At 66.7% G+C, this 12,201-nt stretch carries 11 protein-coding genes; 4 read left to right on the top strand and 7 right to left on the bottom strand.

Features of this window, described 5'->3' with window-relative positions; genetic code table 11:
• Window positions 1-14: 14 nt before the first annotated feature.
• Window positions 15-446 (bottom strand): VOC family protein, encoded by a 432-nt coding sequence (locus tag VX037_RS14265; protein ID WP_235722855.1) that lies wholly within the window; start codon window positions 444-446, stop codon window positions 15-17.
• Window positions 447-543: 97 nt separating this feature from the next.
• Here VX037_RS14265 and VX037_RS14260 point away from each other — a divergent pair, with 97 nt between their 5' ends.
• Window positions 544-1,230, top strand: coding sequence for a histidine phosphatase family protein (locus VX037_RS14260; protein WP_266060748.1), 687 nt, complete (start codon window positions 544-546; stop codon window positions 1,228-1,230).
• A 263-nt stretch (window positions 1,231-1,493) separates the two neighbouring features.
• Here the strand turns inward: VX037_RS14260 and VX037_RS14255 are convergent, their stop codons facing one another.
• The 5 genes from VX037_RS14255 to VX037_RS14235 all read right to left on the bottom strand — a co-directional run bounded on the left by VX037_RS14255 (window position 1,494) and on the right by VX037_RS14235 (window position 5,911).
• Window positions 1,494-2,231 (bottom strand): SDR family NAD(P)-dependent oxidoreductase, encoded by a 738-nt coding sequence (locus VX037_RS14255; RefSeq protein ID WP_235722857.1) that lies wholly within the window; start codon window positions 2,229-2,231, stop codon window positions 1,494-1,496.
• Window positions 2,224-3,249 (bottom strand): phosphotransferase family protein, encoded by a 1,026-nt coding sequence (locus tag VX037_RS14250; protein WP_235722858.1) that lies wholly within the window; start codon window positions 3,247-3,249, stop codon window positions 2,224-2,226. The genes VX037_RS14255 and VX037_RS14250 overlap by 8 nt, the downstream gene beginning before the upstream one ends.
• Window positions 3,246-4,460 (bottom strand): acyl-CoA dehydrogenase family protein, encoded by a 1,215-nt coding sequence (locus VX037_RS14245; protein ID WP_328714724.1) that lies wholly within the window; start codon window positions 4,458-4,460, stop codon window positions 3,246-3,248. Before VX037_RS14245 ends, VX037_RS14250 begins: the two co-directional genes overlap by 4 nt.
• A gap of 89 nt (window positions 4,461-4,549) precedes the next feature.
• Window positions 4,550-5,200: a TetR/AcrR family transcriptional regulator gene (locus VX037_RS14240; RefSeq protein ID WP_235722860.1), complete on the bottom strand. Its 651-nt coding sequence runs from the start codon at window positions 5,198-5,200 to the stop codon at window positions 4,550-4,552.
• A 45-nt stretch (window positions 5,201-5,245) separates the two neighbouring features.
• Window positions 5,246-5,911: a TetR/AcrR family transcriptional regulator gene (locus VX037_RS14235; RefSeq protein ID WP_235722861.1), complete on the bottom strand. Its 666-nt coding sequence runs from the start codon at window positions 5,909-5,911 to the stop codon at window positions 5,246-5,248.
• A 119-nt stretch (window positions 5,912-6,030) separates the two neighbouring features.
• On the opposite strand from VX037_RS14235, the gene VX037_RS14230 reads away from it, so the two are divergent.
• Complete coding sequence (locus VX037_RS14230; RefSeq protein WP_235722862.1) at window positions 6,031-6,945, top strand: oxygenase MpaB family protein; 915 nt, start codon at window positions 6,031-6,033, stop codon at window positions 6,943-6,945.
• Window positions 6,946-6,993: 48 nt separating this feature from the next.
• On the opposite strand, the gene VX037_RS14225 is transcribed toward VX037_RS14230, so the two are convergent.
• Window positions 6,994-8,295, bottom strand: a complete 1,302-nt coding sequence (locus VX037_RS14225) for an alpha-hydroxy-acid oxidizing protein (protein ID WP_328714723.1) — start codon at window positions 8,293-8,295, stop codon at window positions 6,994-6,996.
• Between the two features lie 137 nt (window positions 8,296-8,432).
• On the opposite strand from VX037_RS14225, the gene VX037_RS14220 reads away from it, so the two are divergent.
• Window positions 8,433-10,673: an MMPL family transporter gene (locus VX037_RS14220; protein WP_287015155.1), complete on the top strand. Its 2,241-nt coding sequence runs from the start codon at window positions 8,433-8,435 to the stop codon at window positions 10,671-10,673.
• A 289-nt stretch (window positions 10,674-10,962) separates the two neighbouring features.
• Window positions 10,963-12,201 (top strand): metal-dependent hydrolase family protein, encoded by a 1,239-nt coding sequence (locus tag VX037_RS14215; RefSeq protein ID WP_328714721.1) that lies wholly within the window; start codon window positions 10,963-10,965, stop codon window positions 12,199-12,201.

Raw genomic sequence — 12,201 nt, 5'->3', positions numbered from 1 at the left:
ACCGACCGTATTGCTCAGCAGACCTCCGCGGCCTCATCCGGACCCGCGGCGATCTGCGCCGGGTCCATCCACAGCACCTCCCAGGCGTGCCCGTCGGGATCGCAGAAGCTCCGGCAGTACAGGAACCCGAGGTCCTCGGCGGCACGGAGGTGGGTGCCGCCGTGGGCCAACGCCGCGTCCGCGTACCGATCGACCTCGGCGCGCGATGTCGCCGACACCGCTACCACCGTCTCCCGTCCGTACCGCGGATCGGCGAGGGCACCCGCGGCGTAGCCGGCAAAGCGTTGTGCCCGATGCAGCACCACCCGACAACCGTCGTTGACCGCGAAACACACCGTCCCCTCGTCACAGAACAGCGCGTCGAACCGGAAGCCCAGACGGGTGAAAAAGGCGCGTGACCGTGCCACGTCGGCTACGGGCAGATTGACGAACACCATCGTCGACACAGCGGACACTCCTCGATCGCGGACAGACCTGCAGGTGCAGACCGCGGCAACAGCCCGAACTCATCGGCGTCGGCCGCTACGCCATAGGGTGTGACCCATGGGCGTGATCTATCTGGTGCGGCATGGGCAGGCCGATCCGAATGCGTACGGTGTGTACGGCTCCGACGAGCCGCCGGTCAACGGACCGGGCGGTCTCACCGACGCCGGACAGCTGCAGGCGCGCCTCACCGGTACCCTGCTGTCCGGTCTCACCGATACGATCACCGCGGCGCTCAGCGGCGATCTGCCGCGACAGTCACAGACCCTGGCGGGTGTTCTCGCGCAAGTCCCCGGTGCGCCGACCCCGGAGGTCGACCCTGATTGGAACGAGTACGCCCTGCCCGCCCTGGTGGGATCGACCAGCGCCGAAGAGTATCGCGACGGCCGCAGCTATCAACAGCGCCTCGACGCGGGGCTGGCCGACTGGATCAGCGGAACCGGTGAGCACGGGACCGGCGAGACCTTCACCGATTTCGCCAAGCGGGTGCGCGCCGCCGCCGAACGCGCCACCGCGCTGGCTGGCTCAGGACAGACGGTGCTGGTGGTGTCGTCGGCCGGCACCATCACGCAGTGGCTGGCACAACTGTGGGAGATTCCGCCGAGCGCGTGGCCCGCATTGTCTCGCACCATGGTCAATGCATCGGTATCGAAACTGATCGTCGGACGCAGCGGCGTCTCGGTGGTGTCGTTCAACGAACACGCCCACCTCGCCGACCGGGAGGGTGGGCTCGCCACGTTCCGGTGATCTCGATACGGCTCCTCGCTGCGCTCGTCACCTACTCGATCAGCGAGGGGAAGCTCGTCCACTCGAACAGCGAGGAAAAACCCGCCCACTCGAACAGCGGGGGAACGGCCGACTCGAACAGCGGGGGAAGCTCGTCCACTCGAACAGCAAGAGAAACCCGCCCACTCGAACAGCAGGGGAGCGTCCACGGATGAGCGCTCCACTCGCCGGTCGAGTAGCAGGACCGGCGACGAAGGAGACGACCCTGCGTATCGAGACCCCCGTCACGCCCGGTGCAGGTTCTCCCCCGGCCGCGTCAAAACGACGTTGGGCAGCACAGCATTTCGCGACAACTGGGTCACCGAGTGGGCGATGGTGGCGACGTCGCCGACGGTGATCATCTCCTCGCCCGGGATCGTGTCTTTGAGCCAGTCGGACATGTCGGTGTCCACGTAGCCCGGGGCGATGGTGGTGGCGCTGACCCCGTTGGCCGACTCCTCGAGATTGAAGGTCTCACACAGCGAGATCAGCGCCGCCTTCGTCGCCCCGTAGGCGGACAACTCCGGCTCCGGATAGACACCCGTGATCGAGGCGACCGCGATGACCTTTGCCGCACCGGCGATCTCGGCGGTCGACCGCAGGACCGGCACCAGCGACTGCAACAGGATGTATGGCGCACGCACATTGACCTGATAGAGCCGGTCGAACCTGCGCACCGGAAGGTCGGCGACCTTCCCCTTCTGTCCCATACCGGCGTTGACGACCAGCGCGTCGCAACGCCCGAATGCCTCACGGTGCGCCGCGGCCAGACCTTCTACCGCGTCTGCGTCGGTCATGTCCGCCGGGATCACCTCGACCCGTCCGGCCCCCAGATCGCCGAGTTCACCGGCCCGCTGCTCGAGCGCCTCACGTCCGCGCGAACTGATGGTGAGATCCCATCCGTCGGCGGCGAACCGCTCCGCGATCGCCGCGCCGATACCGCGCGACGCGCCGGTTACCAGCGCAACCTTGTTGTCAGACACGATTTTTCCCCCTCAATGTGCTCAGACCCGCCGAAATGAAATCGCCGGTCGCCTCGGCCGCGCGGTCCGCACCGTCGGATGCCGCACCGGCTCGTGCCCGATAGGTGATGCCTTCGGCGATCACGCCGAGCTTCAGATTCGCCAGCGCGAGATAGAAGTCCCAGTCACCCAGGTCGCCACCGGTACGGGTGGCGTAGCGCTGCGCCATGTCGTCGGCGGAGGGATACCGGTCGCTGGTCCAGGCTGCGTCGAACCCGACGACGCGGTCAAACCCCTTGCGGCGGTACACACACATCAGTGCGATGTCGGTCAGCGGGTCACCCAGCGTCGACATCTCCCAGTCCACCACTGCCCGAACAGTTCCCGGGTCGTCGGCGGACAGGATGGTGTTGTCGACGCGGTAGTCTCCATGCACGATCGTGGTGTCGGCCTCGGCCGGGATCCGCTCGCTCAACTCCGCGACCAGCCGGTCCACATCGTCGAGGTCGCGTGTCTTGACGTGCCCCCATTGCCGCGCCCAGAGCTTCACCTGTCGGGCCGCGAACCCGTCGGGTCGACCGAAATCGCCGAGACCGACGGCCCGGAAGTCGACGGCGTGCAGCCGCACCAGGGTGTCGACCAAACCGTCGACGTTGCGGTCGATCTCATCGTCGGACAGCGCCGTCAGATCGTCGTCGGTGCGGATGATCCGGCCGTCGACGAACTCCACCACTGTGAACGGCGCTCCCAGCACCTCGCCGTCGGAGTCAATGGCCACGGCGGGCGCCACCGGCACGTCGGTGGATTGCAGCGCGCTCGTAACCGCCCATTCCCGGTTCATGTCATGCGCCGAGGGGGTGAGCCCACTCGTCGGCGGACGCCGCACCACCCAATGCGATTCGTCGTCGCGCACACTGAAGGTGAGGTTGGACTTGCCGCCGCTTATCAGGTCCACCCGAAGGTCGCCGACGACCCCGACGCCTTCGCGGACCAGGAAGTCGCGCAGCAGCGTGGAATCCAGCGCAGGATGCTCGCTCATCGGCCGGCCACCGCCTGGGCGGCCTTCTTCGCCCGGCCGATGGCGCGCCGTGCGATCGCCCAGCGATGTACCTCCGAGGGTCCGTCGTAGATGCGGAACGGCCGCAACTCCTGCTGCAGTCGGGCGATCGGCAGGTCCTCGGACACGCCGAGGCCGCCACACATCTGCATGCTGCGGTCGGCGATACGGGTGTATGCTTCGGCGGCAAAGGTTTTCGCGATGGACGTCTCGTTGGAGGCGTGGCTGCCGGCGTCAAGTTCGTGGCATGCCTTGACCAGCAACGCCATGCTGGCGGCGAGGTCGATCTCGTTGTCGGCCACCATCTGTTGGATCATGCCGAGGTCACCGAGCTTGCCGCCGAAGCCCTCACGCTTGGAGACGTAGTCGACGGCGACGTCGTGGCAGCGTTGCGCGGATCCGAACCACCGCATGACGTGGGTCATCCGCGCCGGGCCGAGGCGCACCTGTGCGTACCGGTACCCTTCGTCGACCTCGCCGAGGATGTCCTCATCTGGCACGAACACATCGGTGAAGCTGACTTCACAGTGTCCACCGATCATCGAGCGATCGGTGGTGACGATGTGGCGGTCCACCGAGATGCCCGGGGTATCGGCGGGGGCCAGGAACATGGTGGCGCCGCCCCGATCACCGGGTGCACCGGCGGTGCGGGCCATGATGATGAAGAAGCCGGCCCCCTCTGCACCGGTGATGAACCGCTTCTCGCCGTTGATCTTCCATCCGCCGTCGACCTTCACCGCCGCGGTGCTCAGCGCATTGGGGTCCGAACCCGCCCCCGGTGACGGCTCGGTCATGGCGAAGGCCGACCGCACGTCACCGGCGGCCAGCGGCGCGAGATACTTCTGCTTCTGCTCGTCGCTGGCGATGTGCGCCAGCATGTGCACATTGCCCTCGTCGGGGGCACCGATGTGCAGGGCGATCGGCCCGAAAGTGGAATAGCCTGCAGCGGCGAACACCGGCGCCCGATCGGACATGTTGAGGCCGAGCCCGCCGAACTGCACCGGTGCGTGCGGCGCAAAGATGCCCTCGGCCTTGGCCTTGGCATTCATCTCCCGTCGGAGATCGTCGCCGCCGGCGGCGTTGATGTCCCCGCGGTGCTCGTTCTCCAGGGGCAGGAGGTAGTCGCGGACGAACCGGGTCGTCTTCTCCACGACTTCGGTCACATCGTCGTCGTAACGCAGGTCAACGGACATCGCATCTCCTCACCGGGTGGCACCGACCGAGCGATCGTTCGGCGATCGACACCTTGCCAGGTGATGGGGCTCAGGTCAACCCGGGGAGATCAGACGGCGCCGTCGGCTCGATAGCCGACCAGCGCGCGGGCCAGTTCCAGGTTGCGCGCGATGAGTTCGTCGGCCCCGAGTTCGCCGTCGAGCTTGAACCAGGTCGAGACTCCGACACACATGGTGGCGACGGCGCGGGCGGCGTCCTTGGGGTAGGGCGTCGCGAAGTCGCCCGCCTCGACGCCGGCGAACACGATCTCGTCGACCATGTGCTGCTGCCGGTCGCGGTGGCCGATGTAGGTGGGTTTGTAGCCGTCGTCGAGGCTGCGAATCTCCGTAGAGCCCACGAACGCCTGCTCGCGGCGGTACATGTGGAACCGCAACAACGATTCGACGACGGCATCGAACTGGTCGACGGGCCGGTCGCCGGCCTCGGCGATGGCCACCTCGGAACGGTGCAGCAGATCGGTCATCGTGCGTTCGAGCAGACCCTGGAGCAGGGATTGCTTGGACGGGTAGTGGTGATAGAGCCCCGGCACCGAGAGGTTGGCACGTGCAGCGATCTCGCGGACCGACGTCCCGTGGTACCCATGCTCGGCGAATGCCGCGAGCGCGGCCGCCAGCGGCACGGGCAGCGTCGACTCGCCGTAGTCGCGCCATTGGCCCAGGGACTCCGGACGCACATCGGTGTCGCCGGTCCCGCTAGTCATGAGGTCCAACATAGTCGTAGCCGGTCCCGCGGCCCGCATCCGGCACTAGTCGAAGCGCGCCACACCGTCGGCCAGCGCCATCATCAACCCCACGCTGACGTCGACAACACCCTCCCGATCGAGGTCGAGATGCCCTTCCAGCCAGGCCGCGAGGACGCGTCCGAGTCCACCGACCTGGAAGTGCGCCGCGGCGATCCCCCTTGGACGCGACTTGAACTCGACCACGCCCGACGCCGACTGCACGGTGAGCGCGGCGAAGATCTCGGTGGATTCCATCCGCTTGGCCGCGATCGTCGGACTCAGCAGCGCCTGCGAGAACAACAGTCGACCCTTACGCCGGTCCTCGTCGATGACCGCGACGATGGCCCCGACGGCAGCACGGACCTTGCCCTCGACATCGTCGCCGGAATCGAATGCGGCCACTCCCAGCTCGGCGATCTCCCCGATGACACCGTCGAACGTCGCGGCGACCAGCGCTTCGATCGAATCGAAACTCTCATAGAAGTAGCGGGTGGTGAGGCCGGCCTCCCGGCAGACCCCGCGGACGGTGATGGAGCCGCCGTCCGAGGCACCCAGCAATTCCAGCGCGGCGTCGATCAGTGTCGCCCGCCGTCGGGCCACCCGGATGCCTCCGTCTTCGCCACCGTAAGCGCGCAGATTCTCACCTGCGGAAGCGTCGGCAGGTTTCGTCTCACCGGATGTACTCGCCACCCATCCATCTTGACACTGTCGTCACCGGCGCCGTCGGCGCTTGACATCGACCAGCTTGACAATGTCCAATGAAAAAGACAACAGCCGTAGTCAGATGGCGGCTCGAACAGGGGGTTTCAATGAGCACCGAACCACTCGTCGATGACATCGACCTGCCACCCGCCTTCGCCGCGGTCGACCCGGATACCGAGTACATCCCGCCGCAGGCGCGGATGACCCGTGGTGAGCTCGACGCGCTGCCGACGCGCCAGAACGAGATGAAGGGCATCTCGGCCCTCGCCGGACCTGCCAACGTCATCATGCAGCTCGCGATGCCCGCAGTGGGATACGGCGTCTACGAGAGCCGCGTGGACAGCGGCAACCTCTTCAAGCATCCCATCAAGCGCACCCGCACCACCCTGAGCTACCTTGCCGTCGCCGTGATGGGCACGCCGAAGGATCGGCGCCTGTACCGCAAGGCCGTGGGCAAGGCGCACGCACAGGTCCGCTCCACCGAAGACAGCCCGGTCAAGTACAACGCGTTCGATCCCAAGCTGCAGCTCTGGGTGGCCGCCTGCCTCTACAAGGGGTGGGAGGACATGCAGTACTTCTACGGCGATCCCGCCGACATCACCGAGGAGGCCTACCAGAACGGCGCCGTGCTGGGCACCACGCTGCAGGTCCCGCGTGAGATGTGGCCGGCCACCCGCGCGGATTTCCAGACCTACTGGGACGAGACCGTGGAAACCTTCGAGATCGATCCCGTCATCCGCGACATGCTCATCTCCATCGTGCGGGCCGAGTTCATGCCGCGCTGGTTCAGCTTCCTGTTCGGCTGGTGGTTCGAGTTGCTGACCATCGGTTTCCTGCCGGAGAACTTCCGCGACAAGATGGGACTCGAGTTCACGCCGTGGAAGCGTCGGGTCTTCAACGCGCACAACAAGGCCGCCAAGGCCATCAGTGATCACCTGCCGAAGGTGTTGCGCGAGTTCCCCTTCAACTTCTTCCTGTGGGATGTCCGCTGGCGCATCCGCACCGGACGCCCGCTGGTCTGACCTCCCGGCGATTTCGTAGTACGAACATGCGAATTTCGCGTGTTCGTACTACGAAATCTGCTGTAGCGCTTCGCGAGTGACGTCGGCGACCGATGTGTGGCCCGACAGGCCGAGGGTGAGGTCGAGTTCGGCGATGATGTTGGCGACCACATCCCGCGCACCGTCGGCGCCGGCGAGCGCCAGCCCGTACATGTGCGGGCGGCCGATGCACGCGGCGTCCGCGCCGAGCGCGAGCGCCTTGAACACGTCGGCGCCGGTGTGAATTCCGGAGTCCACCAGCACCCTCATCCGGCCGTCGACCACCGGCGCGATGGCGGCCAGGGCGTCGATCGACCCGATCGCACCATCCACCTGACGGCCACCATGGTTCGAGACGATGATCCCGTCGACCCCGACATCGATCGCCCGGCGCGCATCGTCGGGGTGCAGCACCCCCTTGAGAACGATGGGTAGCGACGTCCGATCCCGGAGCCCGGCGATGTCATCCCAATTCAGCGACGGCCGCGAATAGATGTCGAGGAAGGTCTGCACCGCGGTCCGCGGCTCAGGCGCCGTCAGATTCTTCAGCAGGCGTCCCGGCGAGTTCCGCGCGATGGATAACAAGGTCTTGATCGCGCCGAGCGAGATCTCCGGACGCTCCCCCACCGCGGCCCTGACCCGATCGGCGACGATTTCGGTGAACCTCGGGTCCGACGTGTACTGGTCGATCCCCTCACCGCGCGCAAACGGCAACGACCCGATATTCAGGTCCTGCGGCCGCCACCCCAGCATGGTGGTGTCGAGGGTGACCGCCACGGCGTCGGCCCCCATCTTCTCCGCGCGCGCCAGCAGACTGTCCACGAGGTCGTCGTCGGTAGACCAATACAGCTGAAACCAACGCGGCGCACCCGGCCGCACCCGGTCCATCTCCGCGGCCACCCGCTCCATCGGCGCGCTGCCCTGGTTGGAGAAGATGTAGGGCACCCCGAGTTCCGCGGCCGCATGGCCGATGTGCACGTCGGCCTCGCGGGCCGCGAGTGCACCCGCGCCGACCGGGGAGAACAGCACCGGAGCCGGTAGCGTCCGTCCGAACAGTTCCGTCTGCAACGAGCGCGACGACACGTCGCGAAGCACCCGCGGCACGATCGCCCACCGATCGAGGGCCGCCCGGTTGCTCGTCATCGTCGAGCCCTCGCCCGCGCCCCCGGCGATGTAGGCCCACGCGCGCTTCGACATCACCGACCGCGCCCGGCGCTCGAGCTCGGCGTGATCGGTCGGCACACGAGGCCGACGACCGTGGACGCCCTGGGTGTAGATCTCGTTCTGCCGGGCCCGGCCGACGCCCGTCGACGCGGCGTTTTCATCGGTCACGGTGGCACTCCTGACGAATGACGACAATCATGGGCTCTCATCATAGAAATCGGGCCGGGCGCCTGTGCCCGCGGTCACATCGCCGTGTCCCCACTCCCGACTACCCTGACCCTCACATCCAAGGGAAGGTTCTGACCGTGGCGTTGTGGTTGTACCGGCTCGGCCGTTTCACATTTCGACACAAGTGGTCGGTGATCGGCGCCTGGCTCGCCGTGCTGATCGCGCTCGGCGCGATCGTCGGTGCAGTCCAACCGAAGTTCGCCACCGACTTCGAACTCCCCGGCACCGACTCCGATCGGGCGATGACGGTGATGAAGGAGGACTTCCCCGCCATCAACGAGCAGCAGATGGAAGCCTCGACCAGCATCCTCATCGCCGCCGACGACGGCTTGGCCAATCACATGCAGCAGATCGACGCGTTGGTGGCCGATGCGCGTGACCTGCCCGAGGTGATCGACCCGCAAACCGTCGCCAACCCGGTCACCGTCGCCGAACAGAACCCCGCCATGGCGGCCGCGGTGCTCGGCGACGACGGCAGGGTCGGACTGATCCAGATCAGCCAGAACATCCCCATGCAGGACCTCACGCCGGCCGAGATGGAACAGTTCAAGGAGCTGCTCGCCGAACACCGCGGCGATGGCCTGCAGGTGGAGGGCACCGGATCGCTGATGCAGGTCTTCGAGGCCGGCGGCACCTCGGAACTGCTCGGTTTCGCCGTCGCCTTCATCATCATGATCGTCGCGTTCGGCGCATTGATCGCCGCGTTCATCCCGATCGTCACCGGCATTCTCGGTGTCGGCATCACAATGCTGCTGGTCACCTTGAGCGCCGAGCTCATCAACGTGCAGCAGAGCGCCACCACGATCATCACGATGCTGGGCATCGCGGTGTCCATCGACTACGCGCTGTTCATCGTGTCGCGCTACCGCTCGGAGCTCAATCTCGACGGCAATCGGGAGGCGTCCGCCGGGCGGGCCGTGGGCACTGCGGGGTCGGCGGTGGTGTTCGCCGGCCTGACGGTCATGGTGGCCGTCGCTGCGCTCGGCGTGGTCGGCATCCCGTTCATCACCCAGATGGGTGTGGCGGCCGCGGTGGCGGTGTTCATCGCCGTGCTCGGGGCGATCACGCTCATCCCGGCATTGCTCGGTGCATTCGGCCGGTTCGCGTTCACACCCCGCATCCCCGGCGTCCGGCACGGCGACGAGCCCGACTCGCAGCCGTCCAACGGTCTGCGGTTCGCCCGGTTCATCACTCGCTATCCGCTGCCGGTGGCCATCATCGGGCTGGTCTTGTTGGCCATCGCCGCGATCCCGATGACGAAGATGGAACTGGGCATGGAGTCCACCACCGACAGCGAGTACGAAGCCACCCAGTTGCTGCAGCGGGGATTCGGTGAGGGGATCAACGGGCCCCTGTTGGTGACCGTGAGCGACGCCCAGGGTGGCGACGTCGCCCCGGCCGCCGCCGAGGTGGTGGCGCACGTCAAGACCCTCGACAATGTCGCCAACCCGGCGCAGATCACGTGGGTCGGCAACGGCCAGAATCCGGCCGACACCCAGTCGGGTGCGACTGCCGCGTTGATCTCGGTGACGCCGGAGCAGTCACCGAGCGGTCCGGCCACTCACGAGCTGATGGAGCAGATCCGCGATTTCGCCGCGACAGATCCGGGCGGTGCGACGGTCAACGTCGGCGGTCAGACCGCGATCATGTCCGACATCTCCGACAAGCTCAGCTCGGCGCTGATCCCCTTCCTGATCGTGGTGGTGGGCCTGGCGTTCATCATCCTGACGGTCGTGTTCCGCTCGCTACTGGTGCCGCTGATCGCGACCGTCGGCTTCCTGTTCTCGGTGTGCGCCACCTTCGGTGCGACGGTCGCGATCTTCCAGGAGGGCGACTTCGGGATCATCGACCACACCAAACCGATCATCTCGTTCCTGCCGATCTTCCTCGTCGGTGTGGTGTTCGGTCTCGCGATGGACTACCAGGTGTTCCTGGTGACCCGCATGCGCGAGGAATACGTGCACGGGGTGTCGGCGAAGGACTCGGTGATCATCGGCTACCAGCACGGTGCCCGCGTCGTGGCCTCGGCAGCGGTCATCATGATCTCGGTGTTCGCGGCGTTCATGCTCGCCCCCGACACCATCGCCAAGATGATGGGTTTCGCGCTGGCCGCAGCGGTGTTCTTCGACGCGTTCATCATCCGGATGATCGTCGTACCGGCAGTGATAACCCTGCTCGGCGACACCGCCTGGAAGCTACCGAAGTGGCTGGACAAGATCCTGCCCAACGTCGACGTCGAGGGCACCGCCATCCGAGAGATCCCGCTGGAGAACAAGGTCGACCCCGACCTGTGGGAGCCGCAGCCGGCGAAAGTGTGAGCCCCGACCTCCTCCGATAGAAGCCAAACGGTCCGCGAGTGGATTTCGGCGCCCGCGAGCGGATGAGGACTCGCAGGAGCAGAAGTGGGCTCGCGAGACGAGGCGCATGCTCGCCCCAGACCGGGGGCCGCTGCCGTCCGGTGCAGCTCCTCGGTCGGACGAGGTTCGGCCGGCGCCCAGACGGTCGATCGGCGCCGACGAACGTCTGTTTTGTGCCAGATATCGGCTACCGGGCGGAAATGTGTCGTCGGATGCTGAGATCTCTGCATCGATCGCGTACACCGATGGTGTGACGACACTAATCCTGCACAACGCCCGGCTCATCGACGGCACCGGAGCCGATCCCGTCTCCGACGCTGTTGTTGTCATCGACGACGGGAAGATCACCTACGCCGGAAGCAATTCGAGCGCCCCACAGGTCGACGAGTCGACCACACCCATCCGCATCGACGTCGGCGGGAACACCGTCACCCCCGGCTTCTTCGACTGCCACGTCCACCTGTCGCTGCCCGGCACCAAGGGCTCGCCGATCATGGCCGCGATGGTCCCCCAGTCCTACCGCTACTTCGAGATCCTGGACCGCCTCACCGCCACCATCGGTGCCGGCGTCACCACGGTCCGCGACCTGATGGGTGTCGACGTCGGGGTCCGCGACGCGGTCGCCCACGGGATCATCGAAGGACCGCGGCTGCTGGTCGCGGACAAAATGTTCAGTCAGACCGGCGGCCACGCCGACTTCCACATCCCGTCCGGACTCGATGGCACCGGGCTGATCGGCGGACTCATCGTCGACTCGGTCGACGAGGCACGCCGTCACGCCCGCGCACTCCTGCGCGACGGCGTCGACCTGCTGAAGGTCGCCTCCAGTGGCGGCGTCACCTCCCCCAGTGATGACCCGGACTGGCTTGGTGCCCGCACCGAGATCGTCGCGGCGCTCGTCGAGGAGGCCGCCAACTACGGAGGCCGTAAGGTGGCCGCCCACGCCATCGGCCTCGCCGGCATCCAAGCCGCTGTGCAGGGCGGCGCACACAGCATCGAGCACGGTTACGCATTGACCGACGAATTGCGCACCGAGATGGTCCAGCGCGGACAGTTCCTGGTTCCGACGCTGATCGAGACGCTCAAGCCCGACACTGCGACCCCGCAGGCCGTCGCCAAAAGCACCAAGTGGCACGCGCTCGCCCACGAGTCGATCCAGGCGTCGGTGGAAGCCGGGATCAAGGTCGCCGTCGGCACCGACGCCGGGCTGGCCCCCGATCATGGCGACAACCTCGGCGAACTCGGTTGCCTGGTGAAATTCGGCGGCATGAGCCCGATGCAGGCGCTCGTCGCGGCCACCAAGACCTCCGCCGAGCTGTGCGGCGTCGACGACACGTTGGGCACCCTGGAAGCGGGCAAACTCGCCGACATCGTCGTCGTGAAGGGTGACCCGCTCGCCGACATCGATTCCCTCACCGACCACGCCAACATCCTGCTGGTCCTCAAGGAGGGCAAGTCGGCGATCAACCGCGGCGGTTTCTCGATCTGA

The sequence above is a fragment of the Gordonia sp. Z-3 genome (genome assembly GCF_036233855.1).
In the GTDB taxonomy this organism is placed as follows: domain Bacteria; phylum Actinomycetota; class Actinomycetes; order Mycobacteriales; family Mycobacteriaceae; genus Gordonia; species Gordonia tangerina.
This window is presented reverse-complemented; position numbering and strand designations above follow the sequence as displayed.